Source organism: Sandaracinaceae bacterium (genome assembly GCA_016706685.1).
Lineage (GTDB): Bacteria > Myxococcota_A > Polyangia > Polyangiales > Houyiibacteriaceae > JADJJE01.
In genome coordinates this window covers 94,053-118,657 of record JADJJE010000027.1, presented here as the reverse complement: position 1 = coordinate 118,657, position 24,605 = coordinate 94,053, and the positions used below count along the sequence as shown (strand labels likewise).

Annotated in this window: 22 protein-coding genes, 2 tRNA genes and 3 pseudogenes; 20 read left to right on the top strand and 7 right to left on the bottom strand. The window is 70.7% G+C overall.

The window, feature by feature from the left end; all coding sequences use genetic code 11:
- The 3 genes from IPI43_26325 to IPI43_26315 all read left to right on the top strand — a co-directional run.
- A partial coding sequence (locus IPI43_26325; GenBank protein ID MBK7777594.1) for a hypothetical protein occupies positions 1–191 on the top strand: 191 nt, incomplete at its 5' end.
- A 174-nt stretch (positions 192–365) separates the two neighbouring features.
- Positions 366–4,229 (top strand): amino acid adenylation domain-containing protein, encoded by a 3,864-nt coding sequence (locus IPI43_26320; GenBank protein ID MBK7777593.1) that lies wholly within the window; start codon positions 366–368, stop codon positions 4,227–4,229.
- 160 nt (positions 4,230–4,389) lie between these two features.
- Positions 4,390–5,013, top strand: a complete 624-nt coding sequence (locus tag IPI43_26315; GenBank protein MBK7777592.1) for a Crp/Fnr family transcriptional regulator — start codon at positions 4,390–4,392, stop codon at positions 5,011–5,013.
- Here IPI43_26315 and IPI43_26310 read toward each other — a convergent pair.
- Complete coding sequence (locus IPI43_26310) at positions 4,907–5,962, bottom strand: fatty acid desaturase (protein ID MBK7777591.1); 1,056 nt, start codon at positions 5,960–5,962, stop codon at positions 4,907–4,909. The genes IPI43_26315 and IPI43_26310 overlap by 107 nt on opposite strands.
- Positions 5,963–6,273: 311 nt before the next feature.
- Between IPI43_26310 and IPI43_26305 the strand changes: the two genes are divergently transcribed.
- The 5 genes and pseudogenes from IPI43_26305 (at position 6,274) to IPI43_26285 (ending at position 10,384) form a co-directional block, all read left to right on the top strand.
- Positions 6,274–7,260 (top strand): aromatic ring-hydroxylating dioxygenase subunit alpha, encoded by a 987-nt coding sequence (locus tag IPI43_26305; GenBank protein ID MBK7777590.1) that lies wholly within the window; start codon positions 6,274–6,276, stop codon positions 7,258–7,260.
- 15 nt (positions 7,261–7,275) lie between these two features.
- Entirely contained in the window at positions 7,276–8,049 is a 774-nt protein-coding gene (locus tag IPI43_26300) for a Rieske 2Fe-2S domain-containing protein (protein MBK7777589.1), read from the top strand.
- Positions 8,028–8,240 (top strand): hypothetical protein, encoded by a 213-nt coding sequence (locus tag IPI43_26295; GenBank protein MBK7777588.1) that lies wholly within the window; start codon positions 8,028–8,030, stop codon positions 8,238–8,240. Before IPI43_26300 ends, IPI43_26295 begins: the two co-directional genes overlap by 22 nt.
- Before the next feature lie 25 nt (positions 8,241–8,265).
- Positions 8,266–9,479 (top strand): annotated as a pseudogene (locus IPI43_26290) (acyl-CoA dehydrogenase family protein).
- Complete coding sequence (locus tag IPI43_26285) at positions 9,479–10,384, top strand: VOC family protein (protein MBK7777587.1); 906 nt, start codon at positions 9,479–9,481, stop codon at positions 10,382–10,384. Before IPI43_26290 ends, IPI43_26285 begins: the two are co-directional and overlap by 1 nt.
- A gap of 21 nt (positions 10,385–10,405) precedes the next feature.
- On the opposite strand, the gene IPI43_26280 is transcribed toward IPI43_26285, so the two are convergent.
- On the bottom strand, positions 10,406–11,464 hold the full coding sequence (locus IPI43_26280) for an MBL fold metallo-hydrolase (GenBank protein ID MBK7777586.1): 1,059 nt from the start codon (positions 11,462–11,464) through the stop codon (positions 10,406–10,408).
- Between the two features lie 292 nt (positions 11,465–11,756).
- Between IPI43_26280 and IPI43_26275 the strand changes: the two genes are divergently transcribed.
- The 6 genes and pseudogenes from IPI43_26275 to IPI43_26250 all read left to right on the top strand — a co-directional run bounded on the left by IPI43_26275 (position 11,757) and on the right by IPI43_26250 (position 16,151).
- The gene (locus tag IPI43_26275) at positions 11,757–13,205 is read left to right on the top strand and encodes a hypothetical protein (protein ID MBK7777585.1); all 1,449 of its coding nucleotides are present in this window, start codon (positions 11,757–11,759) and stop codon (positions 13,203–13,205) included.
- Between the two features lie 17 nt (positions 13,206–13,222).
- Positions 13,223–13,834, top strand: coding sequence for a hypothetical protein (locus IPI43_26270; protein MBK7777584.1), 612 nt, complete (start codon positions 13,223–13,225; stop codon positions 13,832–13,834).
- A gap of 27 nt (positions 13,835–13,861) precedes the next feature.
- Positions 13,862–14,275, top strand: a pseudogene (locus IPI43_26265) (PAS domain-containing protein).
- An 18-nt stretch (positions 14,276–14,293) separates the two neighbouring features.
- Positions 14,294–14,977: pseudogene (locus IPI43_26260) on the top strand (hybrid sensor histidine kinase/response regulator).
- 169 nt (positions 14,978–15,146) lie between these two features.
- On the top strand, positions 15,147–15,395 hold the full coding sequence (locus tag IPI43_26255; protein MBK7777583.1) for a response regulator: 249 nt from the start codon (positions 15,147–15,149) through the stop codon (positions 15,393–15,395).
- A gap of 27 nt (positions 15,396–15,422) precedes the next feature.
- Entirely contained in the window at positions 15,423–16,151 is a 729-nt protein-coding gene (locus IPI43_26250; GenBank protein MBK7777582.1) for a glutathione S-transferase, read from the top strand.
- Here IPI43_26250 and IPI43_26245 read toward each other — a convergent pair.
- Complete coding sequence (locus tag IPI43_26245) at positions 16,145–16,423, bottom strand: hypothetical protein (GenBank protein MBK7777581.1); 279 nt, start codon at positions 16,421–16,423, stop codon at positions 16,145–16,147. The two genes, IPI43_26250 and IPI43_26245, sit on opposite strands and share 7 nt — an antisense overlap.
- A 137-nt stretch (positions 16,424–16,560) precedes the next feature.
- A complete protein-coding gene (locus IPI43_26240; GenBank protein ID MBK7777580.1) occupies positions 16,561–17,799 on the bottom strand; it encodes a sporulation protein in 1,239 nt (412 codons plus the stop codon).
- A 184-nt stretch (positions 17,800–17,983) separates the two neighbouring features.
- On the opposite strand from IPI43_26240, the gene IPI43_26235 reads away from it, so the two are divergent.
- From IPI43_26235 to IPI43_26220, 4 genes are all read left to right on the top strand, one after another.
- Entirely contained in the window at positions 17,984–19,018 is a 1,035-nt protein-coding gene (locus IPI43_26235; protein MBK7777579.1) for a hypothetical protein, read from the top strand.
- 90 nt (positions 19,019–19,108) lie between these two features.
- On the top strand, positions 19,109–20,104 hold the full coding sequence (locus tag IPI43_26230; protein ID MBK7777578.1) for an alpha/beta hydrolase: 996 nt from the start codon (positions 19,109–19,111) through the stop codon (positions 20,102–20,104).
- 46 nt (positions 20,105–20,150) lie between these two features.
- On the top strand, positions 20,151–20,684 hold the full coding sequence (locus IPI43_26225; GenBank protein MBK7777577.1) for a hypothetical protein: 534 nt from the start codon (positions 20,151–20,153) through the stop codon (positions 20,682–20,684).
- Positions 20,681–21,985, top strand: coding sequence for a radical SAM protein (locus IPI43_26220; protein ID MBK7777576.1), 1,305 nt, complete (start codon positions 20,681–20,683; stop codon positions 21,983–21,985). The genes IPI43_26225 and IPI43_26220 overlap by 4 nt, the downstream gene beginning before the upstream one ends.
- Before the next feature lie 48 nt (positions 21,986–22,033).
- Here IPI43_26220 and IPI43_26215 read toward each other — a convergent pair.
- Together IPI43_26215 and IPI43_26210 are read right to left on the bottom strand one after the other, a co-directional pair.
- Positions 22,034–22,106, bottom strand: a tRNA-Glu gene (locus tag IPI43_26215).
- Positions 22,107–22,139: 33 nt separating this feature from the next.
- Positions 22,140–22,212 (bottom strand) — tRNA-Lys (locus IPI43_26210).
- Positions 22,213–22,297: 85 nt separating this feature from the next.
- Here IPI43_26210 and IPI43_26205 point away from each other — a divergent pair.
- Positions 22,298–22,573 carry a hypothetical protein gene (locus IPI43_26205; GenBank protein ID MBK7777575.1) on the top strand — a complete coding sequence of 92 codons (276 nt, stop codon included), beginning with the start codon at positions 22,298–22,300 and terminating at the stop codon, positions 22,571–22,573.
- 70 nt (positions 22,574–22,643) lie between these two features.
- A complete protein-coding gene (locus IPI43_26200; protein ID MBK7777574.1) occupies positions 22,644–23,555 on the top strand; it encodes a HEAT repeat domain-containing protein in 912 nt (303 codons plus the stop codon).
- A 24-nt stretch (positions 23,556–23,579) separates the two neighbouring features.
- On the opposite strand, the gene lgt is transcribed toward IPI43_26200, so the two are convergent.
- On the bottom strand, positions 23,580–24,464 hold the full coding sequence (gene lgt / locus IPI43_26195) for a prolipoprotein diacylglyceryl transferase (protein MBK7777573.1): 885 nt from the start codon (positions 24,462–24,464) through the stop codon (positions 23,580–23,582).
- Between the last annotated feature and the right edge of the window lie 141 nt (positions 24,465–24,605).

Sequence of the window (24,605 nt, the reverse complement as noted above, 5' to 3'; positions counted from 1 at the left end):
AAGAGGGCCGACAAGAGGGCCACCTCAGCGCGCTGCGTGGCGTTCTCCGTGGCCTGCTCGCCGATCGCTTCGGCGCGCTGCCGCCCGAGGTGGACGCGCGCATCGACGCCACGGAGAGCGTGGTGCTGGAGCAGTGCATCCGGCGCGCCGTGACCGCCGCTCAGCTGGACGACGTGTTCGCGGCTCACTGATGCTTGCGCGCGCGGGTGCCGTGGCCGCAACGGCAACAGGAGCGCGCTTGTCACCCCCCGCCTGGTGACCCACACTCCTCCTGCAACGAAGTAGGAGGCGCTGGTAGTGGTTTGGAGAGGCAACGACGAGGCGCGGACAGAAGACGAGAGCCCAGCCGAGTATCCGCTCTCCCCATGCAGGCGTCCATGCTCTTCAACGGGCTGGCGCAGCCGGGCGCGGAGCTGCAGCAGGTGGTCATCCAGCCCTCCGCCGCGCACACCGTCAGCGGCCTGCGCGCGGGGTTCACAGCGGCCATCGAGCGCCACGCCATGCTGCGCACCACGCTGCGCTGGCGAGACCGCGAGCACCCCGTGGCCCAGGTGCACGCCGCTTCACCGCTCGCCTGGGCGCACGAGCAGTCGCCGCTGCCGCTAGCCACCGCCCTGCCCGCACTGCTGGAGCGTGACCGCGCGGCGGGGCTGGACCCGAGCCAGCTGCCCGTCACGCGCTTCACGCAGCTAGAAGCGCAGGACGGCGAGGCCTTGCTCTGGACCTTCCACCACGCGCATCTGGATGGCCGCTCCATTCAGCGGGTGCTGACCGAGGTCTTGCGCACCGCCCTGGGAGGCCCCGCGCCGCGCACGCCCTCCCCCACGCCCGCCATCCACGCGCACGCTGCGTTGGCCCCCGCGTTGGTGCACAGCGCCACGCAGCACTTCGCCGAGCACCTGCGTGGCCTGCACGAGCCACCCGCCACGCCAGGCTGGCGCCACGCGCCAAAGCCACCGGAACCCGCCACGCCCACGCGCACCGTGGAAGCGGCCGCACGCGTGGATGCGCTCGTGATGCACCCGGTGGACGCGCTCGCCAAAGACCACCAGCTCTCGTGGGCCAGCGTGGTGCATGGCGCGTGGGCGCTGTTGCTCGCCAGTTTCGGTCACACCGACGACGTGGTGTTCGGCGTCACCCGCGCGTGCCGCACGCTCACCGAGCACAGCCGCGACACGGTGGGCTGCCTCATCAACACGGCGCCGCTGCGCGTGACGCTGGACGGCTCGCAGACGGTGGCGGAGTTCCTCACGCAGGTGCGGCGCAGCCTGCTGGCGCAGCGTCCGTTCGAGACCCTGGGCCTCAGCGAAGCGGCCGCGGCCAGCGAGCTCCATGACCCGCGCCAGCTGGTGCGTTCCATCGTGGTCTGCGAGGGCTACTCGCTCGAGGAGGCGCTGCACCAGGACCTGCCCGAGACGCACGGCTGGCACTTTCGGCTTGTTGGCCAGAGCGCCGCACCCCTCACGCTGGCCGTGAACCGCACGCGCGATGGCGGGGCCGACGTGGCCGTGGAGTACGGCCCGGACGTGGTCTCTTCCGCCGTGGCCGCCACACTCGCCGCCGCGCTGGGCGAGGTGCTGGGCGAGCTGGCCGCGCGCCCCGGCGCGTTGCTCTCGCAGCTGGTGGCGCCCGTGGGCCACCCGGGCCTGGCCGGGCCGCACAGCCCTGCACCGGCCTCGGCGCTGAGCGCGCGGCTGCAGCGCGCCTTCCAAGCGCACGGCGCTGCGCTGGCGGTGCTGGAGGTGGAGACCGGCGAGCGCGTGTCGTTCCAGCAGCTGGGCGCGCGTGCCGAGGCGCTCGCGTGCGAGCTGCAGCGGCGCGGGGCGGTGCCCGGGGACGTGGTGGCGGCCATGGCCATGCGCAGCGTGGACACGCTGGTCACGTTCGCGGGGTGTGCCCTGGCGGGGTTCGTGTACGTCCCGGTGGATGCGTCCTACCCGAGCGAGCGCGTTCACCTGCTGCTCGAGGACTGCGGCGCGCGCTTCCTGGTGGGCCCCGAGACGCACACGCCCGCGGTGAGCGGGCTCCAGCCGGTGGACCCCGCGCGCATCCCCGCGGGCCAGCTGAACACGCTGTGCCAAGACCCCGAGGCGCTGGCCTACGTGCTCTACACGTCGGGCACCACCGGCGGGCCCAAGGGTGTGTGTGTGCCGCAGCGCGCGCTGGTGGCGCACGCCGAGGCCATCACCTCCGAGCTGGCGCTCGCGCCCGGGGACCGCGTGCTGCAGTTCGCCTCGCCCAGCTTCGATGTGTACTTGGAAGAGGTGGTGCCCACGCTGCTGGCGGGGGCCAGCGTGGTCATTCGCGATGAGCACAGCGGAAGCTCGGCCGAGCGCCTGCTGCACGTGGTGCAGCGCGAGGGGGTCACGCTGCTGCAGCTGCCCACCGCCTTCTTCAACGAGCTGGCGCACCACCTCACGCGCGCGCCGCAGCCCCTGCCCGCCTGCCTGCGGGCCGTGGTCATTGGCGGCGAGCGTGCGAATCACGCCGCGTGCAAGCGCTTCCGCGCGGTGGCACCGCAGGTGCGGCTCTTCAACGCCTATGGCCCCACGGAGGTGACCATCACCGCCACCTGCCACGAGCTGGGCGCGCAGGTGCCAGACGAGGTGCCCATCGGCAGGCCCATCGGCGCATGCCGCGCGTACATCGTGGACAAGCACGGACGCCCGGCTCCACAGGGCGCGCGAGGCGAGCTGGTGCTGGGCGGCCCGCAGGTGGCCCTGGGCTACCTCAACCGCAGCGACGAGACGCAGCAGCGCTTCGTGCCAGACCCCATCGATGCATCCCGCGGCATGGTCTACCGCACGGGTGACCTGGTGCGGGTGGACGACGACGGCCACCTGGTGTTCGAGGGGCGCGTGGACGCGCAGGTGAAGGTGCGCGGGTTCCGCATCGAGCTGGGCGAAGTGGAGCGCGCGCTCGAGGCGCACCCGGACGTGGCCGAGGCCGTGGCCACCGTGCTCGCGTCGCCCGCGGGCGAGCCAACGCTCGTGGCGTTCATCGTCTCGCACACGGCAGCCGACCCGCAGCGCATCCGGCAGGCGTTGGCCGCCACCCTGCCGGCGCATCTGGTGCCCGCGCGCATCGGCGTGGTCCCAGCGCTGCCACGCAGCAGCACAGGGAAGCTGGACCGCCGCGCCCTCACGTGGCCGAGCGACGCCGAGCTGCCGTCCACACCCGTGGTGAACCAGCCCGCGAGCGAGCTCGAGGCCAGCGTGCTCGTGCTCTTCCGTGAGGTGCTGGCCGACCCCGCGCTGGGCCTGGACCACAGCTTCTTCGACCGCGGCGGGAGCTCCATCCGCGCGCTGCGGCTGGTGGGCCGCATCGAGGAGGCGCTGCACGCGTACCCCACGGTGGCCACGCTGATCACGCACCCCAGCCCACGGGCACTGGCTCACTGGATCACCAGCGCCCGTGAAGCAGCAGCGCCCAACGCCGAGCTGGTGCCGCTCAACGATGGCATCGAGGGCCCCACGCCCGTGTACTGCCTGGTGGGGCTACACATCTATGCCACCATCGCGCGCGGCATCCGCAGGCGCCGCGTGATGGGTGTGTACGTGGCCGAGGAGCTCGAGTTCCCGGGCGACGCCATCCGGGTGGAGGCGCTGGCCAGCGCATACCTGCGCGCCATCCAGCAAGGCAGTAAGCCCCCTCCCAAGATCCTGCTGGGCATCTCGTTCGGGGCCTTCGTGGCCTTCGAGATGGCGCAACAGCTCCACGCGCTGGGCACCCCGGCGGACCTGATCGTGCTGCTGGACCCGCGCCTGCCCAGCACGCTCGAGCCCATGCGCTTCGAGCCCCTGCTGAACCTGGCAGCCCGCCTGCGCACAGACCCCTTGGCGGTGCCGGAGCGCGCGTTTCAGCGGCTGCAGCGGCTGGTGGAGCGCGCGCCTGCTGCGGGCCCTGCCACCCCGGAGCAAGAGACGTGGCAGGCGCGCGAGGCGGCCTATGCGCGCGCGCTCGTGGCCTACGAGCCGGTCATCCGCCCCTACCCTGGTCGCGCGCTCGTGTACCTGGCGGGCGACGACAGCCCCGCGAAGCTCCCGCGCGCCGTAGGCATGTGGCGCACGCTCGTGGGGCAAGGCTCCGAGGTCACCATCGTGCCCGGCACGCACGGCACGCTGCTGCAAGACCCCTCCGCCAGCCACATCGCGTCGCTCATGGAGGCCACGCTGCGCAAGCGTCCGTCCAGCATGTTCGCCGCGGTCAAGACCCGCAACGAGTCCTGAGGGGCTCGACCGAAGGGGGCCGACGCAAGCGCTGCGCCCAGGCCGCGCGGCGACGCACCACGTGCGCTAGCCCTCTCGTCGAAGAACCGCCCATGTGCAGATCGCGTGCGGCCCCAGGCAACCACGCGTCCTGGCACCGCTTTCGCATAGCCCGCCACCCATGCCGGCTCTGATCGACTGTCCCGCTCGCTACGCCCTCCCCACCCTGACCGAGCACGGCTGCGCGCGCTGCCCGCTCATCCCCGTGCGGGTGGAGAAGGGGCAGCGCCTCCCGCGCCTGCTGGACCAGCCGGGCGCGCTCAGCTTCGTGGCGCAGGGCACCGTCACCCGCGCGCGGCACATGCGTGACGCCCCCGCCATGGTGTTCGACGTGGTGCCCGCGGGAGAGGCCTTCGCGCAGCGCCGCGCGCACGCCCAAGACGGCTGGTCGGACGAGTGCCAGGCCATGGGCCCCACGCAGGTCTGCTTCGCGCCGCAGGCGCTGCTGGCCGACGCGCTGGTGCAGCACCCGCCGTCCGTGATGCGCACGCTGGCGGTCTACGAGCGCATCGCCGACCGTGTGGCCGAGTGGGCCACGCTGCGCGCCATCGCGAGCGCCCGGGAGCGCCTGGCCGCCACGCTGCAGCTCCTGGGTGGTCAGCGCCCGGTCTGGGCTTCGCTCGGGGTGCTGGGTGAGATCACGGGGCTGCGACGGGAGACCGTGTGTCGGGCCCTGCGGCAGAGCCCGCGCTCGCACCACGCGGAAACGGCACCATCTGCTGCGCCTCTGCGTCCCACAGCTTGAGCCCCAGGCATGCCCACACGTCGCGCGGACGGAGGCGCGTGACGCCCGGGTGCTGCAGCTCGGGGATGGCGTCCATGGCCTCGGCCAGCCGGTAGAACGGGATGCGCGAGTTGAGGTGGTGCACGTGGTGGTACCCGATGTCGGCCGTGAACCAGCGCATGGCGGGGCCCATGGGCATGTAGCTGGACGCCTCGAGCGCCGCGCGCGTGAACTCCCACTCGTGCCGCCCGCGCAGCTTCACGCCCTCGAAGTTGTGCTGCGCGTAGAACAGGTACGCACCCGTCACGAACGCCACGTTCAGCGGGAAGAGGAACCCCAGCAGCAGCCCCTCGGCGCCACCCAGCGCAAACGCCAGCGCCGCGAGCACCACGTGCAGCCCGAGCGCAGCCCACGCTGAGCGGTTGCGGCGCGCGTCACGGCGCAGCGGCGAGACGCACATCCCAATGAGGAACACGGTCAGGTACGCGAACAAGATGGTGAAGCCGTTGCGCGCCAGCGCGTAGGCCCGCCGGTCACTGGGGCTCAGCTTGTTCCAGATGGCCACGCTCAGCGTGGGGTAGCTGCCGATGTGCGAGCCCACCAGCTTCGCGTTGTGCGCGTGGTGGTAGTTGTGCGTGTCGCGCCACACCTTGGGCGGCGTCAGCACCAGCAGCCCGAAGGCGTCGTACACCGGCTTGGCCCAGGCCTGCCCGCGCAAGATCGCGCCGTGCTCGTAGTCGTGGAACAGCACGAAGCCGCGCACCAGCGTCAGCCCCAGCACCAAGCCGCTCAGCGGCTTCACCCAGATGGGCACCAGCGCGTGCACCACCCACAGCGCCGCGATGATGGCCAGCGTGGTGATCGTGACCCGCGTGCTCTCGCGCACATCCTCTTCAGCAAACGCACGACTCGCGCGAACCAGCGCGTTCCCACTGCGCTCGCCGGGGGCATCGGTGGCTTCCATGTCCATGCGCCGAGTCTGGGGTCGAGCACGCCCAAAGGCGATGATCTCGATCAACCCATCTGCGCGAAGCAACCTCCACGTCAACGTGGGCGTGGGCGTTGTCGGCGACGGCGACGGCGACGGCGACGGTCCTCCTCCCCGGCAGCGCCCGGCCCCCTCGCCTGCGCAGCCCCTGCGCCACCCCCCCACCGCAACGTCGCAACTTGCGCGGCCTCTCCCAGCACCACGCCCACATCAAGCGCAAATGCCCATGGCACGCCGCGTGCAAACGCCACCTCAAACTGAAACACGTTCTAGTTTCAGAGGAGACCGCCCCGATGAGTGCATCACGCTTCCCGTTCACGTCCAGTCCCAAAGGTTGGTTCGCCGTGGCCCTCAGCCGAGAGCTGGGCCCCGGGCAAGTGCTGCCGGTGAAGGCGTTCGAGAAGGACCTGGTCCTGTTCCGCGGTGAGGACGGGCAGCCCAAGCTGCTGGGCGCGTTCTGCCCGCACATGGGCGCGCACCTCGGCCATGGCGGCAAGGTGGTGGAGAACACCATCAAGTGCCCCTTCCACGCCTGGCAGTTCGATGGCGCCGGCCAGTGCACCAAGATCCCGTACGCCGAGCGCATCCCGCCCAAGGCCAAGGTGCGCCCGTGGACCGTCATGGAGCGCAACGGCATGGTCCTGGCCTGGAACGACATCGAGGGCGGCGCGCCCGAGTGGGAGGTGCCGGTCATCCCCGAGATCGGCTCCGACGAGTGGACCGACTTCGAGGTGCGCGAGTGGGACATCAAGACGCACAGCCTGGACATGGCCGAGAACCAGGTGGACGTGGCGCACTTCCAGTACCTGCACGGCACGCTCGACTACCCGGCGAGTGAGGCGAGCGTGGACGGACACATCATGCGCGTGGCCAGCAAGGCCGGCATGGGCACCACGCGCGGCGCGGTGGCGGGCAGCATCGAGTCCACGTCCTATGGCTTCGGCTTCAACACCATTCGCTTCAAGGGCGTGGTGGACACGCTGCTGGTCACGTCGGTCACCCCGAAGGACAAGGACTACGTGCACGTGCGCTTCTGCTTCATGGTCAAGAAGACCGGCGGCGCAGCGCTCGACCGCGGCGTGGGCAAGGCCTTCATCGCCGAGGTGTCGCGCCAGCTCGAGCAAGACATCCCCGTCTGGGAGAACAAGGTCTTCGTGCACCCGCCCATGCTGTGCGAGGGCGACGGTCCCATCCCGCTCTTCCGCAAGTGGCTGCGCCAGTTCTTCCCCGCCGGCACGTTCGACGGAATGAACCTGCCCGCCGAGCTCTACAACGCCTGAACGGAGGACGTCGCCATGGACACGATCATTCCCCCGGGCAACAACGCAGAGGCACGCCAGAAGGCGTTCAAGGGCTACCCACGCGGGTGGTTCGTGGTCTCGTTCTCCGACGAGCTGAAGGTGGGCGACGTCCACACGCTGAACTACTTCGGCAAGAAGTACGCGCTCTACCGCGGCGACGACGGCGTGCCCCGCATCATGGACGCGTACTGCCCGCACCTGGGCGGCAGCCTCGCGCGCGGCAAGGTCAACGGCGACTCGCTGGTGTGCCCGTTCCACGCCTGGCGCTTCGGGCCGGACGGCAAGTGCAACCACATCCCCTACAGCGCGCGCATCCCGGGCAAGGCCGTGGTGGACACCACCCCCTGCAAGGAGGTGAACAACATCATCTTCATGTGGCACGACCCGGCCGGCGGCGCGCCGCAGTTCGACGTGCCCGTGCTGCCCGAGTGCGACGACGCCGACTGGATGCCGTGGGTGCACGCCAAGCTGCGCGTGCACACGCACCCGCACGAGCTGGTGGAGAACGTGGTGGACGTGGGCCACTTCAGCCCCGTGCACCGCACGCAGGTGGAGAAGTTCGAGAACGAGTTCACGGGCCACATCGCGAAGCAGATCAATTCGGGCGTGGCCTACCCCATCGGCGGCGGCGTGGACCGCTACCACATCGAGGCCACGTACTACGGGCCCGGCTTCCAGATCTCGCGCTGGGACGGCTTCATGGAGGCGCGCCTGATCAACGCCAACACCATGGTGGACACAACAGCATGGACCTGCGCTTCGCCGTGATGCTGAAGAAGGGCAAGGACGCGCGCCAGACCGAGCACTTCCAGCGCGGCTACGTGGAGAACATGAGCAAGGGCTTCCAGGAGGACATCGACATCTGGATGGAGAAGCGCTTCGTCGAGAACCCCGTGCTGTGCGAGGGCGACGGCCCCTTCCACAAGCTGCGCAAGTGGTACCAGCAGTTCTACGTCTGACCCCGCGACCGACCAGGAGACGAACATGAGCCCCACTCACAGCCACAGCCCAGCCTTGCCCGACGAGGCGCTGCGCAAGGAGCTGGTCGCGCGCGCCGAGGCGTTGGTGCCTGCCTTGCTCGAGCGTGTGCCCCGGGCCCGCGCCGGGCGGCAGGTCCCGGCCGAGACCATCGCGGACATGCAGGCCGCCGGCTTCTTCCGCGCGCTCCAGCCCAAGCGCTGGGGCGGCGCCGAGGCGCACCCGCAGATCTTCTTCGACGTGGCGCGCATCGTGGCCAGCGCGTGCCCGGCTTCGGCGTGGGTGCTGGGCGTGGTGTCGGTGCACAGCTGGCAGCTCGGCTCTTCCCGGACCAGGCGCAGCAAGAGGTGTGGGGCTCGGACTCGAGCACGCTCATCTCCAGCTCCTACATGCCCGTGGGCACGGTGCAGCGCACCGAGGGCGGCTACACGCTGAGCGGCGAGTGGGGCTTCAGCAGCGGCGTGGACCACTGCGACTGGGCCATGCTGGGTGCCTTCGCGCCCAACGACGACGGCAGCCCCAACACGCAGGACCTGCGCACCTTCCTGGTGCCCAAGCGCGACTTCGAGGTGAAGGACGACTGGCACGTGTCGGGCTTGCAGGGCACGGGCAGCAAGAGCGTGGTGGTGCGCGAGCAGTTCGTGCCCGAGCACCGCACGCACAAGTTCGGAGACGGCTTCCGGCAGAAGAGCCCCGGGCACGCGGAGAACACGGCGCCGCTCTTCCGCATCCCCTTCGGGCAGATGTTCGTGCGGGCCGTGGCCTCGGGCGGCATCGGCATGCTGGACGGCGCGCTGCGCGAGTTCGTGGCGCTGCAGAAGAGCCGCGTGGCACGCAGCACGGGCTCGCGCGTGGCGGAGAACCCGGCGGCGCAGCTGGCCGTGGCCGAGGCGGCCGCCACCCTCAAGGAGCTGCGGCTGGTGTTCTACGACCAGCTGCAAGACATGATGGACTACGCCGTGAGCGGCGAGAAGATCCCGCTCGAGAAGCGCGTGCAGTGGCGCTACGAGACGTCGCGCGTGGGCCCCAAGTGCGTCACCGCCATCGACAACCTGTTCAAGGCGGCGGGCGGCAGCGCCATCTACGAGACCAACCCGCTGCTGCGCTACTTCAACGACATGCACGCCGCCGAGGCGCACTACGTGAACAACCCGCACAAGCCCGCGCAGAACTTCGGCGCGGTCATGCTGGGCGCCTCCAACACGGACTTCTTCATCTGATGGGCGGCATCACGCAGCTGGGCTACGTGGGCTTCGCCGTGACCGACCCTGCGCGCTGGGAGCAGTACGCCACCCAGGTGCTGGGCCTGAGCGTGTCCAGGCGCTTCGCCGACGGTGGCTTCTCGCTGCGCCACGACGACCAGGAGCAGCGCCTGTTCATCCGGCCGGGGACCGCCGATGATCTCGACGTACTGGGCTTCGAGGCCGCCGACCTGGACGCGTTCGTGGAGCTCGCCGAGCACCTAGCCGTGGCCGATGCGCGCGTGGAGTTCGGCAGTGAAGCCGAGGCGCAGCAACGTGGGGTGGAGCGCCTGCTGCGCTTCGAGGAGCCCGGCGGCCTGACGTGCGAGCTGTACGTGGGGCCGGTGAAGGCCTCGACGCCCTTCGCCTCCGAGGTCGTGCGCGGCGGCTTCGTGGCCGGCGCTCAGGGCTTTGGCCACCTGGCCCTGCGAGCGCGCGACATGGCCACCTCCACGCGCTTCTTCTGCGACGTGCTGGGCGCGCGGCTGAGCGACCGCATCATCACGCGCATCGGCGACATGGACGTGCGCATCACCTTCCTGCACTGGAACGAGCGGCACCACTCGCTGGCGCTCGGCGAGGGCCTGCCCAAGCACATCCACCACTTCATGCTGCAGCTGCGTGACCTGCGCGACGTGGGCCTGGCGCTCGACCGCATGGTGGACCACGGCGTGCGCGTGGTGCAGACGCTGGGGCAGCACCCCAACGACAAGATGATCTCGTTCTACTCCGAGACGCCCTCGGGCTTCGAGGTGGAGCTGGGCTGGGGCGGCCGCACCATCACCGAGGGCTGGCAGCCCGAGACGCACGGCATCTGGACCGAGTGGGGCCACCGGCCGCCGGCCATGCTGGCCCGCGCAGGGCGGCCTCGGGAAGCGCGCTGACGCAGGGGCGCGCGTGCTCCCTCAGGGCAGCACGCGGGCGTGGCGGCCGTCGGCCTCGGCGCGGATCACCACGTCGCCGTCCCACCCGGTGGCGTACAGCGCGGCGTCCATCTCCACGCTCTCGAAGGCGTGCTGCCCCGTGGCCACCAGCACGCTCCGCCGCTCGGCGCGCCCGCTCAGGCTGGCCGCCAGCAGCGCCACCACTTGTGCGCGCGGGTGCCCGTAGTGCCACGCGCTATACGAAGCCTCGCGCGTGGGCGAGCCCATGGAGATGACCGCCGTGGCAGGGCTCAGCGCCGCCAGCAGCGCCGCCGTGGTGGCGTTGTGCGAGCCGTGGTGGCCCACGTGATAGAGGTCCACGTCCAGCGCCTCGGGGGCCGACTGCGCGAGCAGATCCTGGATGCCCTGCGTCTCGAGGTCGCCCGTGAAGAGCGCGCTGAAGCGCCCCAGCTGCACGCGCAGCACCACGCTGTGCTCGTTCTCGTTGTGCAGGTCCGTCGCGCTCCAGCCCGGGTGGGCCACGCCCGCGTCCACCCGCCCGAACAGCACGCGCAGCTCCGGGTCGAGGTCGCCGCACGCCACGGGGTCGAGCCACTCGTCGGTGAGCCCGAGCGGCGCACCCGGGTTCGGCACGTGCACCACGCGGGTGTCGGGGCTGGCCGCCGCCAGCTGCTCGGCCTCGCGCTGCTCGCACGCCCCCGAGCCGCCGTCCTGCCCGTTGGTCACCAGCACCCCCACGCGAAACGCCCGCATGACCGCCGGCGCTCCGCGCGTGTGGTCCACGTGCGGGTGCGTCAGGTAGAGCGCGTCGAGGCGTCCTCCCAGATCGGGCCGCCGGGCAAAGAACGCGTGCAGGTACGCCAGCAGCTGCGCGCTGCCGTCATACGTTGCCGGCGGAACGTGGTCCGCGCGTGGGCAGCCCGAGCCACGGTGGTCGGACGGCTGGCGCTCGCCGCCCGTGTCGATGAGCACGGCCCCGCACGAGAACTCCAGCAGCGTGGCCGCGCCCTGCCCCACGTCGATGAAGTGCAGCTGCATGAACGGCAGCGCCTCGGCGGTGGGCTCCTCGGCCAGCGGCACCGCAGGGCGCTCGTGCAGCGTGCTCGTCGAGCCCGCGCCCGCAGCTGGGGACGAACACGCCCCAAGGCCTGCGCTGGTCAGCGACGAGGCACACGACGAAGTCCACGGACAGCGGGTACCGCATGCGGGGACAGTCTCACGTTGTGCCCTGTCTGTAGGCGTTTTCACCCAAGGGGCGCGTTCGCGATCCGCGCGCGCTTGGTTCTTGACGAGGGCCGACTGGCTCGCGTAGCTCACTGACAGAGAGCCACGCGATGAAGCACCCGCCGGGTCAGGCGAGGGACGAGAGAAGATGCTGACGAGAGGACGCGACTACAGCTTCGGCCCCTGGCCACAACCCGCGCCCGACTTCTTCGAGGACGGCGCCCCGGCGGTCTTGCACGTGCCCGACGACGTTCAGAAGGACTGGGACCGCCACGTGGGGCGGCGCTACATCAAGCAGGTGCTCTTCGACACACTGCCGAGCTGGCTCTGGGCACGGCAGAACCCGGGGCTGCGCACGGTGTCGGACCAGCGCTTCTGCGACATCCTGTGCGACGGCATCTTCTCCAAGTTCCTCACGCCCGAGGCGCTCTTCGACGCGCCGGACCTGGCACGGTTCGCGGCCTATCTGAACGGCAGCAAGGGCCCGGGCTTGGGCGCAGGCGAGGGCTGGTACAAGAGCGACTTCTCGCCCATGCGGCTGGTGCCCAGCGACGCCGACAGCAGCACCGTGCCCTCGGTGGTGCTCTTCAAGCGGCGCGCCGATCAGACCTACGAGCTGGTGGCCATCGCGCTCGACGACAACGTCTTCGACCCGAGCCACGCGGGCGGCTGGACCACCGCCAAGTACTTCGCGCTGCAGGGCGCGGGCGTCATCACCACGCTCTTGATGCACCCCAAGCTGCACTTCCCCAGCAACTCGGTGGACGCCATCACGCGCACGCGCCTCGAGCCCGGCAGCACGCTCAAGCAGCTGCTCCTGCCGCACTTCAAGCTGGCGCTGGCGGTGAACTACGCGGTGCTCTACGGCGACCAAACGGTGCTGAAGCCGGGTCTGATCTACGCGCCGTATCCGGGCACGCTCGAGCAGCACGCCGAGATCGTGGCCACCCTGTGGCGCGGCTTGGACCACGCGGACGGAACGCCGAACCGGGCCTACCCGCGCTACCGCTTCCCGCTGGACGCGCCGGTCATCCACTCGCCGTACGGCACGTTCCTGGGGCGCTATCACCAGACGCTGCTCGAGTTCGGGCGCAAGGTCACGGCCTCCATCGTGGCCCAGCGCCCGCCCGACGTGGTGGAGTGGGCCGACCACTGCGCGGAGTGGGTGCCGGGCTTCCCCAGCGGGGCCACCATCTTCGACGACGACGTGCTGGCGCGCGTGTTCGCGAGCATCGCGCTCGACGTGGCCATCTCGCACTCGGCCGACCACTTCATCTACGGGCAGGTGGACCCGCGCGAGGTGCCCTTCCGCCTGCACACGCGGGTGCCCACGCTCGAGCAGCGCGACGCGCCGGACCCGCGCACGCTGGTGACGGTGCGCGACAACCTCAACTACAAGATGTGCTCGCTGATGTTCTTCGCGCCCTACGTGGTGGAGCGCCTGGCCGACATCGAGTACGGTTTCAGCGAGCCGGGGCTGCGCCAGGCCAACGCCGAATTCCTGTCGGCGCTCGCTGCCACGGAGACGTCACTCGTGAACTCCGGCATCCCGCTGTACGTACCGCTCCGCGAGATGGCTTCCAGCGTCCAATTCTAGCCGAACGATAGACCCGCATGCCCCCTCCACCGCCCCCGCCTCCTGCCCCCACCGCCAACGGCCGCGCCAAGGGTCTGATCTTCAACCACCTGCGCGAGTGGGTAGTGGACAACCACGGCGAAGAGGCTTGGAAGAAGGCGCTGGCGCGTGCCCTGCCCGGTGAGCGTGAGCTCTACGACGGCATCCTGCTCGCCTCCAGCTGGCAACCGGTGTCGGCCTGGAACGGCCTGTGCTCGGCGTTCTTCAGCCAGCAGTACGCAGACCCCAACGTGGGCATGCGCGCGTTCTGCGGCTTCCTCGGCGAGCGCGAGCTGACCACGCTGGTGAAGATGGTGCTCAAGCTGGGATCGCCCGAGTTCATGCTCAAGCGCACGGGCTTCCTGTGGGGACGCTACTTCGACACGGGCACGTTCACCGCCGAGGAGATGGGCCCCGGCCACTGGCGGCTCTCGCTGCAAGGGCCCAGCGACGAGCAGACCACGGCGGGTGCGCTCACCTGCGCCAACGGCCCCGGGCCATGGCTCGAGCGCGGCCTCGCGCTGTCGGGGAACCCCGGCACCGTGCGCCACGTTCGCTGCCGCTATCAGGGCTTGGACCGCTGCGAGTTCGACGCTCGCTGGACCAAATGACCCCAAAGGGGTGATACGCTCGGGGAGATGACCGCGAACGGGCCTGGAACGACCGTCGACGAGTTAGCGCAGCGGGAGCTATTGCTCGCCGAGGCGGAGCGCATCGTTCACTTGGGCAGCTGGATGTGGAACACGCAGACCAACGACATTCGCTGGTCTGACGAGATGTTCCGCATCCTGGGCTTCGCACCCCGGTCCATCGAGCCCACGGTGGAGCTCTTCTTCGGCGCCATCCACCCCGAAGACCTCGCGCGCGTGCAGGATGTGGCGGCGCGCGGCGTGGCCACAGAGGCCCCGGAGCCGGTGGACTTCCGTATGCTCCGCGCCGACGGCTGCGTGCGTCACGTGCACATGGAGGCCGCCGTGGTGCGGCAGCCCGGGCCCCTCCGCATCGTGGGCTCCGTGCTGGACGTGAGCGAGCGGCTCGAGCTCGAGGCGCAGGTCCGCCACGCGCAGAAGATGGAGGCGGTGGGCACGCTGGCCGGCGGCGTGGCCCACGACTTCAATAACTACTTACAGGTCATCTTCGGGCACATGCGCATCGCCAGCGCCTGCACCGGCATGGACGCACGAGCGCGTGCCTCGCTCGAGCAGATTGGCGCGGCGGCGCAGCGCTGTCAGCGGCTCACCCAAGAGCTGCTCTCGTTCGCCAAGCGCACCACCCTGAAGCGCGAGCGCATGGACCTGGTGCAGCTGGTGGACCACGCCATGCCCATGCTGCAGGCGCTGGTGGGGCACGGCATCGTGGTGGAGTTCAGCACCACACAGGCGCCCCTCGAGGTGGAAGGCGACGCGGCGTCCATCGAGCAAGCGCTCATGAACCTGGCCACCAACGCGCGCGACGCCATGCCGAACGGAGGGACGCTCACGCTGGCCACCAGCCTCGAGAGCCACGCCGACAGCGGCGACGCGCGCGCCCCCGCGCGCTGGGTGCGCATGGACGTGCGGGACCACGGCGTGGGGATGAGCCCCGCCATCTCGCAGCGCGTCTTCGAGCCGTTCTTCTCCACCAAGCCCAGCGGGCACGGCACGGGGCTCGGGCTCGCGTCCGTGTGGAGCATCGTCGAGCAGTCGGGCGGCACCGTGGAGGTGGAGAGCGCGCTGGGCGAGGGCACCACGTTTCGCATCCGTCTGCCGCTCGCGGAGCCACGCCCCGCTGCCGATCAACCCCTCGCACAGAAGCCACGCGGGCGAGTGCTGGTGGTGGAGGACCAGGACCCCATCCGCGGCTTGGTGCGCGACGCGCTCGAAGCCGCGGGGTACTCGGTCATCGAGGCGCGCGACGGGCTCGACGCGCTCGACCAGCTGGCCCATGGCCACGGACGTGGAGCTGGTCCTCTCCGACGTCTCCATGCCGCGCATGACGGGGCTCGAGCTCCTCGCGGCGGTCCACGCGGGGGACTGCGCCCTGCCCTTCCTGCTGATGTCGGGCGTGGCCGACGCCGCGCTCGACGGGCTGGCCACCCCGCTGCTGCGCAAGCCCTTTGCCGAAGAAGAACTGCTGAGCGCGGTGGCCCTCACGCTGGCCGAGCGCGCCACTCCACGGGGCGGGCTGGTCTAGGCGCCACCCGCGTGGCACGAGTCCGTGGTGCAGCTCTACGTCTTCCCCATCAGTCACTTCAGCGAGAAGGCTCGCTGGGCCTGCGACCACCACGGCGTCGCCTACGAGCTCGTGCGGTGCGTCCCCGGGCCGCACGTGGCCACCATGAAGCGCCTGGGCGTGAAGCGCACCACCGTGCCGGTGCTCACCCGTGCCGATGGGCCACCCATCCAGGGGTCGGGGCGCATCATCGCACACCTCGACGCGCTGCAGCCCGCGCGCTCGCTCACCCCTGCGGACAACGGCTGGCAGGCTCTCGAAGAGCGCGCCGACCGAGACCTGGGCGAGGCGCTGCGCCGCATCTTCTACTCGGAGATGATGACGCGCGAGGCCGTGATCCCGCTCTGGTCACAAGACGGCCCGTGGTGGAGTGGTCCACTTCTGCACGCGATGTTCCCCGTGATGAAGGCGCAGGTCACCAAGGGCTACAAGCTGTACCCCGCGGACGTGGCCGCCGCCGAGCAAGCCTTCGAGGCTGCGTGGACCGAGCTCGAGGCGCGCCTCGGGAGCAGCCCCTACCTGCTCGAGGGCCGCCTCACCCGCGCGGACATCAGCGTGGCCAGCTTGCTCGGCCCGCTGGTCATGCCGGCCGAGCACCCGTTCCCCTTCAGCAAGCACACGCTGCCCGCTGCGCTCGAGCCTTTCGTGGCTCGCTATCGCGGGCGTCCGCTGTGGCGCTACGTGGAGCGGCTCTATCGCGAAGACCGGCTTCAGTAGCCCGTCAGGCGCCGGTTGCGGTCGCCGTTCTCGTCGTAGCACTGCCGGCTGCTGCTCTCCTGGCACGTGCTGCCCACCACGCCACTGATGGCGCACTCGGAGCCGGTGGCTTCCTCGCACACGCTCTCGGCGCGACGGCGCGCCGCGTTGTCGGAGCCCGGGACACAGACCACGGCGTTCTTCTCACGAAAGCCGAAGCAGTCCGCAGAGGCCGTGGTCGTGAGGCCGAGCAGGGAGATGACGGTGGCAAGCAGAGCGAAGGAAGTGCGCATGTGTCGGGTGACTCCTGAAACGAAGCGCGGCGCCTTGCAGCGCCGCTGGGTTCGTCTCCATTCTACCGAGCCGGGTGGCCCGACCCTCCCCCGGCGCGTGTAGAGCTTTTGCTACAGCGCCTCCTCGCCCTTGGTCGTCAGCGGGGCTGCACAGCCGCTGGCATCACCCAGCTGGACGCACCCATCGCCGGGTCGTCCCAGTCCACGCCGATCATGCCGTTCTGCACCGACGCGACGCGACCGGGATACCACTGCTGGTTGGAGGGGTGCTGCGCCATGACGGCGGCGCCCACGGCCACGGCACCACCGGGGGCCACGCCCTTGGCAGCGTACGGGTCCACACCGCCCTTGGCGGCGTACGGGTCGTGCTTCGCGGCTTGCTGCGCGTAGGGGTCCACGGCCTTCTGCACGGGGGCGGGCTGCGCGGCGTAGGCTGCCACCGGCGCGGCCGCGTGCTGCTGCGGATGAATCTGCAGCTGCTGCGGATACACAGGGCTGGTCTGACCCAGGTGCGCCTCTTCCCAGTCCACGTAATAGACGCCGTTCTGCGCGAACTGGATGCGCGCAGGGTGGTACTGGCCATCGGTCCAGATGGCCATCACGCGCGTGCCGATGGCCAGCTGCTGCGGTGCCATACCGGGCGCCATGCCCTGACCCATCCCGGGCGCCATGCCCTGCGCCATCCCGGGCGCCATGCCCTGAGCCATGCCCGCCATGCCCGCGACTCCCGCGACCATGCCAGCCACACCCGCCATGCCCGGCATCATCTGCCCAGGCATGCCCTGACCGGGCATCTGGCCCGGCATCATCTGCCCCGGCATGCCCTGTCCAGGCATCATCTGCCCCGGCATCATCTGCCCCGGCATGCCCTGTCCGGGCATCATCTGCCCCGGCATCATCTGCCCCGGCATCCCCTGTCCAGGCATCATCTGCCCCGGCATCCCCTGCGCCACCGCGGGCCCGGTGCCCATCACCTGAATCTCCTGCGACGCACCCGGATCAGGCTCGTTGTCGATGTCTGCAGAAGCGCGCAAGTGGTACGTGACCACGCCCTGCGTGGTGCTCGGCAACCCACCGGGGATGGTCATCTGAAACGGGAAGGTGGAGGGCTGCCCGGGCGTGCTCGTGAACGTCTGCGTCACCACGATGCGCGGCACGATGTCGCGCGAGTCGGTGCGCTGCTGCGGCCCCTGCGGCGTCATCTGCATGCTGCGCTGGTCCATGCTCATCCGAATCGCGATGTTGGTGACGTTCTGAGCGCGCTTGCCCCCCGTGAACACCAAGTTGCCCGTCAGCGTCCCGCCCGAGGTCGCTTGCCCCATGACCTGGATCTGCAGCGCCCCACCGCCCGCACCAAACATATCGAATAGACCCATGACACCTCCTGAAAGTTGAGAGTGACGCAACGACAGAGGAGCATACGACACCTTGGACGGAAGTTTCCCAGGGAATCGTGTCCGTCGTTGCGCGTAGGATCTCCGCGGTGGTAGCTTCTCACCGCCGCGACACACACGCGTGCAACAACACCCAACAGTGGGGGTGAAAGGGATGTACAGAATGATGTTCACTCGCAAGAGCCGAGTCCGGGACACGTGGATGACCGCCACCGCCATCGCAGCACTGGCTGGCTGCGGCAACGGTTCGCCATCGGCTCCCACCCCCCCCGCTGCCCCCATCGTCCCTGGCATCGCCTATCGCGTGGAGCCGGGCCTGCCCGAGTGGAGCGCCAGCTACCGCGCCACGGGCATGACCGACGCCAACCCCACCACGCAGTGGTACACGCCCATGTCGCCCACCTTCCCGGTGATGGCCACGCTCACGCCGCTGGCGCCCTCCCCCGTGGGCGGCATCGACATCGACACCACGCTCGGCGGGTACAACACCTCGGGTGCGCGTGAGGTGCAGATCGACATCATGACGGCCGACGGCCAGCCGCCGCGCAGCATGGCGTTCACGCTCAACCAGGGCGCGGTCAACTCCATCGCGGTGACGCCGCCGGTGGTCCCCAGCCAGATTCGCCTGACCATGCGCTCCAACCACGGCGGCGCCTACTTGGGCATTGCCGACTTCACGCTGCGTCCGGCTCCGGGCACGGGCCAAGCCCCCGCGCCGGCGGCTGTGGCCGGTGGCCTGGTGATGCCGCCCCCCATGCCGCCCCCCATGCCGCCTCCCGTCGCGGGCGCCGGCCTGCCCTACACCGTGGCTCCCGGGCTGCCGGAGTGGAGCGCGAGCTACCGCGCCGCCAACCTGAACGACGGCAACGCGGCCACGCAGTGGTACACGCCCATGAGCCCCACCTACCCGGTGCAGATGACGCTCATGCTGGCGCAGCCCACGCTCATCGGTGGCCTGAGCTTCGACACACACCTCGGCAGCTACGCCACCAGCGGCGCGCGTGACGTGCTCATCGAGCTGCTGGGGCCCACGGGGGCACCGGCTGGCGGCGGCGTGGGGTCGCTGGCGCAGGAGAGCATCACCAACGTGCCCATCACGTCCAACGGCCCGGTCTCGACCGTGCGCGTGACCATCAGCGCCAACCATGGTGGTGCATACCTCGCCATCTCCGAGCTGCGCCTCCTGCCCATGGGCATGTAGTCCACCGACCGTCAGGCGGGGCGCGAGTCCCGGCAAGAGAGCCCGTCGATTCGCTCGGCGGGCTCTCTGCGTTTATGCTCTCGCGCTCCCATGCCGCGCATCCCCAAGGTCATCGCCACCCGAGGTCGCGCCGCACTCGGCCGCGCCGTCGTGGACGCCCTGCACGCAGTCCCCAAGCTGACGCGCAACATGCCGCACGCGCGCCGCAGGCGTGAGGGGCTCACCATCTGGGAAGACGTGGACTACGTGGGGACCGGACTGCCCGCGCACCGGCTGGACGTCTTTCGCCTCTCGGACGCTCCACCCGAGCAGCGCGCGCTGATCTACGTGCACGGGGGCGGCTTCTCGGCCTGCTCGAAAGACACGCACATCGGGCTGGCGGTCGCGTTCGCGCGGCGTGGCTTCACGGTGTTCAACATCAACTACCGCCTCGCGCCGCGGAACCCCTATCCGGCGGCGTGCGAGGACGTGGCCGCCGCGCTGCTGTACGTGCGACGCCGGGCCAGCGAGTACGGCGCCAGCGGGGAGCAGGTCACGCTGGCAGGCGAGTCGGCCGGCGCCAACCTGATCACGTCCACGGCCCTCGCGCACGGCTACGAGCTGGACCTGCCTTGGGCGCAGGACATCCGCCGCGATGGGCCGGCCATCAACGCGGTGCTGGCGGGCTGCGGCGTCTACCAAGTGAGCGACATGGCGCGCTTCTTTCGGGACGGTGGCCAGCCTCCCGGCCGCTTCGTGCCGGGTATCGCAAAGGCCATGGAGCTGGCGTACCTGGGCACCGTGGGGCTCTCGGCGGGCGAGCGTGTGCTGGCCGACCCGGTGGTGCTGGTGGAGCGGCATGCGCCCACGCGGCCCCTGCCGCCCTTCTTCATCTTCTGTGGCACGGGTGACCTCTTGCTGGACGACAGCGTGCGGCTGAAGGCGGCCCTCGACCAGCGCAGCGTGGCGGCCGAGCTGCGCACCTATGAAGGCGAGCCGCACGCGTTCCATGCGCTCCGCTCGCGCCCCGCGGCGGTCGCGTGTTGGAAGGACCACGACCGCTTCCTCGAGCAGCACCTCGGGCAGGCTGGCGCTGCGCCTCGCTGAGGGAGGGGCCTTGAACCGCGAGGGCACACCGGCCTACGCTCGGCGCATGAAGCGGCCCGACGACACCCTGTTGACCAAGACCGCCGATGGGCTCACGCGCTGCCCCAGCTGCCGGCGACACGTGGTGGCGGGGAACACGCCGCGCGACCGCCGCTGCCCGTTCTGCACCACGGGTGCGGCCCCGCGCTTCGGAATCCGCGGCGGGATGGTGGCCGCTTCGCTCATGGGGCTGGGGGCCTGTGGCCCTTCGGCCGCGGAGGAGCAGGCGCGCGTGCAGGCCGAGCAGCAAGCGGCGGCACAGCAGGAGGAGAGCCGGCGCCTCGCCGCCGAAGCCGAAGCGCGCGCTGCCGAAGAGGCGCTCGTGCGCGCCCGCGCCATCGAAGAGGCCGCCGCCCAAGCCGCTGCCGCAGAAGCCGCAGCGGCCGCCGAAGCGCAGGCCAGAGAGGCTGCCGCGGCCGCCGCAGCCGCCGCCGAAGAGGCGCAGCCACGGGCTCGGCGCCGGCGCGCTCCCGGGGACGCCGAGTACACGCCGATGGGGCCGGATCGTGCTCCTGCGGTCACCTACGGGCTCGACTTCTGAGCCGCCGCCCGCCGAGCACCACGCGCCACCTCCGGGACGACGACCTCGCCGCGCCGCACCCGGTCTATGCGGTGTGGGAGCTCACGCTCGCGTGCGACCTCAGCTGCCGGCACTGCGGGAGCCGCGCTGGCGCCGCGCGCAGCGGCGAGCTCAGCGCCGAGCAGGCCCTCGACGTGGTGCAGCAGCTGGCGGATGCGCAGGTGCGCGAGGTCACGCTCATCGGCGGCGAGGCCTACCTGCGGCCCGACTGGCTGGTGATCGCGCGCGCCCTCGTTGCGCACGGCATGGTGGTGGGCGTCACCACGGGGGGCTTCGGTCTCGACGACCAGGTGGTGAGCGCCGCGGAGGACGCCGGCATCCGCGCCATGAGCATCTCCATCGATGGCCTCGGCCAGACCCACGACGCGCAGCGCGGACGCCGTGGGGCCTTCGACGCCGCGGTGGCCGCCGCGCGCCGCGTCGCGGCCTCTCGCATCCACCTCTCGGTCAACACGCAGGTCAACCGGCTCTCCCTGCCCGAGCTACCCGCGCTCGCGCGCTTGGTGGCGGAGCTGGGCGCCACCGACTGGCGCGTGCAGCTCACCGTGCCGCTGGGCAACGCCGCCGACCGCGCGGACCTCATGTTGCAGCCGCTGGACCTGCTGGACCTCTTCCCGCTGCTCGCGTGGATCCAGGAGACCGTGCTCGAGCCGCGTGGTGTGCGCCTGCGGCCGGGCAACAACGTGGGCTACTTCGGCCCGTACGAAGAGTGGATCCGCTCGCGCGGCGCCGAGGGCGCCCACTTCACGCGCTGCGGCGCCGGCGAGTACACGCTGGGCATCGAGGCCGACGGCACGCTCAAGGGCTGCCCGTCACTCCCCACGGACGCCTATGCGGGCGGCGACCTGCGCGTCACGCCGCTGCGCGAGATCCTCACGCGCGAGCCCCTGCGGCGCCTGGCCGACCGAGGCGTCGAGGCCCTCTCGGGCTTCTGCCGCACCTGCTACTACGCCGAGCCCTGCCGCGGCGGCTGCAGCTACACGGCGCACGCGTGGCTGGGCCAGCCCGGCGACAACCCGCTGTGCATCCACCGCGCGCTCACCTTCGAGGCCGAGGGCAAGCACGAGCGCCTGGTGCGCGTGGAAGCCGCCACGGGGAAGCCCTTCGACCACGGCCGCTTCGAGATCCGCGTGGAGGACATCCCTCCGCGCGACGCGCCCACCCTGGCCGGCATTTCGCTCGAGACCGCCGCCATGGCGCGCCCGGAGGACGGTGGCCTGCACGCCACCAGCACGCTCCGGCGCCGCCTGCAGGTGCTGTGACCCCCGAAAAGGAAAACCCTGCGCAGCGTGAGCTGAGCAGGGCTTCGGTGTCCCCAGCGGGGTTTGAACCCGCGTTACAGGCGTGAAAAGCCAGTGTCCTGGGCCACTAGACGATGGGGACTGAGGTTTTCTGCCCCAGAGGAGGGAAAACCGGTGGGTCGTGCGGGGGTTGAACCCGCGACCGTCGGATTAAAAGTCCGCTGCTCTACCGACTGAGCTAACGACCCCTTCTCGAGGCGACGGGTTCCTAACAGCCGTCACCGGGGTCGTCAAGGGTTGGCCCGCGCGCTCGTCGGCACCATCCTCCCGCGAATGCCTATCGTCGAGCTCCCGTGCGTCTTCGCCCTGCTCTTCCTGTGGTGCTGGACGTGCGTGGAAGTGGCCGTCCGCGCGGGGCGCGGTCCGTACTGGGGCGCGCTCGGGCTGTTCTGCAATCCGCTCATCGTGCTGGTCTTCGCGCTGCCTGCGCCGGAGGGAGACCCGGCCCTTCCACCGCAGGCCAACCGGCTGCGCGCGGCATTCGTGCTCAGCCTGATCCAGCTGGTGCTGCTGACCGGGATCGCCGCGTGGGTTTTCGCGCGCTCATGAATCCGCTCCCGCGGGCTGCGTCTGCGAGTATCGTGTCTCCATCCGTGGCTCTCCCCCCGAGGTACTCCTGATGCGCTCTCGTTCCTGGTGCTCCCCCGTTGCTCGCTGGTCGCTGCTGTTCGCGCTGCTCTTTCCCAGCGTGGCCACGATCTCCTCCCCCGCGTCCGCGCTCATGGCCATCGAGGAGACCCCGCCCGCGCCAGACGTGGCCGCGCTGACCCGCACGCTCGGCAACCGGCGCGCCACCAGCGCAGAGCGAGTCGCTGCGGCGCAAGCGCTCGGCCAAGCGAACGACGCCCGCGCGCGCCGCGCCCTCGAGCGCGCGCTGCGCGACCGCGACCCGGAGATCCGCGCGGCGGCTGCAAGGTCCCTCGGCACCGTGGGTGACGCCCGCACCCTGGCCGCGCTGCGGCGCCTGCGCCCCGACGCGGTGGCCTACGTGCGCGCTCAGGTGGGCCACGCCATCGCCCGCCTGTCGGGAGACTCCACCCCGCGCGCGCGCGTCCGTGTGGGAGGCATCAGCGTGGCCGACGGCGTGGTCCAGCCGCGCGAGACCACCGAGTTCGTGCGCGCCGAGTCCGCCCGCATGCTCACGTCGCTCTCCCGCACCGAGGTCCACACGGCGGTGCCTCCGCGCCCCGACGACCACTCGCCCGACGCCGTGCTGCGGGCCCCGGACGGCGTGGTCTTCCTGCGCCTCGAGGTGGCGGTGACAACGCTCACCTACACGGTGGAGAACAACGTCGCCACGGTGCGCGCCGAGGTGCAGCTGGCCATCACCAACGACCCGGGTCTCATGATCCGCGCGGTGGACACCAGCAACGCAAGCGTGCGCGCCAACGTGAACGTCCACAACACCGAGCGGCAGCGCCAACAGATGCTGGAGGCCGCCCTGCGCGCCGCCATCACCGGAGCCGCACGCAACCTGGATGGTGGCATCGAAGACGTGCACGCCGCAGAGGCCGCGCCCGCCCGGCGCTAGCGCTGGCCCGCGGCTACCGCGGAGCTATGCGTTGTCGGCCGCGCCCTCGGCCGGAGGGGGCGCTGCCGGGGCCGCGCGCTCCCACCAACGCTGGTCGGCGTCCGGCGGGGTGAGGATGCCGTGGCGCTTGCTCAGCAAGAGCACCAGGCCACAGGTCAGGAAGATGGGCAGGCTCAGCCACTGCCCCGTGGTGATGTACGCGGACATGGGGTCCGGGGTCTGGTGCTCCTTCCAGAACTCCACGATGAAGCGCAGCACGAAGTAGAGCCCCAGCAGCGTGAAGAACAGCGCGCCTGGCCGGAGGCGGTGCGCGTGCTTCCGGTTGAGCCACACCGCGATGCCGATGAGCACGAACCCGAGCGTGGCCTCGTAGAGCTGGGTGGGGTGGCGCGGCGTCTGGTCGATCTGGTCGAACACCACGGCCCACGGCACGGTGGCGGGCATGCCCAGGATCTCGCTGTTCACGAAGTTGCCGATGCGCACCCACGGGAACACCCACACGGCCGCCAGCATGGTCGCGTCCACCAGCTCGAAGAAGCTCAGCTTCTTGCTGCGTGCGTAGGCCCACACCGCGAAGATGCAGCCGAGGCCCCCGCCGTGGCTGGCCAGACCAGAACGCACGTCGAGGATGGGCCGAAAGTGGTCCCAGTCGGGCGTGCGCCAGAAGCGGGTCAGCACCTCCGTGTCGTAGAAGATGATGTGGACCGCGTGGGCCCCGATGATCATGCAGAGGGGAATCCAGATGGACAGCGAGTTGGCGTGGTCCTCGCTGAAGCCGCGCTGCTGGTAGTAGCGCGGCAGCATCGTGGCACCCCACAGGATCCCAATGGCGAAGCAGACGCCGTACCAGCGGAGCTCGATGCTGCCGAGCTCGGCGATGATGGGATCCGGGTTCCAGTGAAACGGCATGCGCCCTGATAGCGCATGAGTCCCTCATCTCCAAGCGACGGTGTGGCAACTGGAGTAGCCACTACTGGCCACTCCCGCTTTGCGCCCGCAGCGGACGAACTCCGGGTGCGGGATCACACTTGACGCAGCGCGTTGTCCGCT

What these genes read in the sequence shown, in the direction of transcription:
- IPI43_26320 (MBK7777593.1), top strand. Translation starts at nt 366, where the DNA reads ATGCAGGCGTCCATGCTCTTCAACGGGCTGGCGCAGCCGGGCGCGGAG.
- IPI43_26315 (MBK7777592.1), top strand. Translation starts at nt 4,390, where the DNA reads ATGCCGGCTCTGATCGACTGTCCCGCTCGCTACGCCCTCCCCACCCTG.
- IPI43_26310 (MBK7777591.1), bottom strand. Translation starts at nt 5,962, where the DNA reads ATGGACATGGAAGCCACCGATGCCCCCGGCGAGCGCAGTGGGAACGCG.
- IPI43_26305 (MBK7777590.1), top strand. Translation starts at nt 6,274, where the DNA reads ATGAGTGCATCACGCTTCCCGTTCACGTCCAGTCCCAAAGGTTGGTTC.
- IPI43_26300 (MBK7777589.1), top strand. Translation starts at nt 7,276, where the DNA reads ATGGACACGATCATTCCCCCGGGCAACAACGCAGAGGCACGCCAGAAG.
- IPI43_26295 (MBK7777588.1), top strand. Translation starts at nt 8,028, where the DNA reads ATGGACCTGCGCTTCGCCGTGATGCTGAAGAAGGGCAAGGACGCGCGC.
- IPI43_26285 (MBK7777587.1), top strand. Translation starts at nt 9,479, where the DNA reads ATGGGCGGCATCACGCAGCTGGGCTACGTGGGCTTCGCCGTGACCGAC.
- IPI43_26275 (MBK7777585.1), top strand. Translation starts at nt 11,757, where the DNA reads ATGCTGACGAGAGGACGCGACTACAGCTTCGGCCCCTGGCCACAACCC.
- IPI43_26270 (MBK7777584.1), top strand. Translation starts at nt 13,223, where the DNA reads ATGCCCCCTCCACCGCCCCCGCCTCCTGCCCCCACCGCCAACGGCCGC.
- IPI43_26255 (MBK7777583.1), top strand. Translation starts at nt 15,147, where the DNA reads ATGGCCACGGACGTGGAGCTGGTCCTCTCCGACGTCTCCATGCCGCGC.
- IPI43_26245 (MBK7777581.1), bottom strand. Translation starts at nt 16,423, where the DNA reads ATGCGCACTTCCTTCGCTCTGCTTGCCACCGTCATCTCCCTGCTCGGC.
- IPI43_26240 (MBK7777580.1), bottom strand. Translation starts at nt 17,799, where the DNA reads ATGGGTCTATTCGATATGTTTGGTGCGGGCGGTGGGGCGCTGCAGATC.
- IPI43_26235 (MBK7777579.1), top strand. Translation starts at nt 17,984, where the DNA reads ATGTTCACTCGCAAGAGCCGAGTCCGGGACACGTGGATGACCGCCACC.
- IPI43_26230 (MBK7777578.1), top strand. Translation starts at nt 19,109, where the DNA reads ATGCCGCGCATCCCCAAGGTCATCGCCACCCGAGGTCGCGCCGCACTC.
- IPI43_26225 (MBK7777577.1), top strand. Translation starts at nt 20,151, where the DNA reads ATGAAGCGGCCCGACGACACCCTGTTGACCAAGACCGCCGATGGGCTC.
- IPI43_26205 (MBK7777575.1), top strand. Translation starts at nt 22,298, where the DNA reads ATGCCTATCGTCGAGCTCCCGTGCGTCTTCGCCCTGCTCTTCCTGTGG.
- IPI43_26200 (MBK7777574.1), top strand. Translation starts at nt 22,644, where the DNA reads ATGCGCTCTCGTTCCTGGTGCTCCCCCGTTGCTCGCTGGTCGCTGCTG.
- lgt (MBK7777573.1), bottom strand. Translation starts at nt 24,464, where the DNA reads ATGCCGTTTCACTGGAACCCGGATCCCATCATCGCCGAGCTCGGCAGC.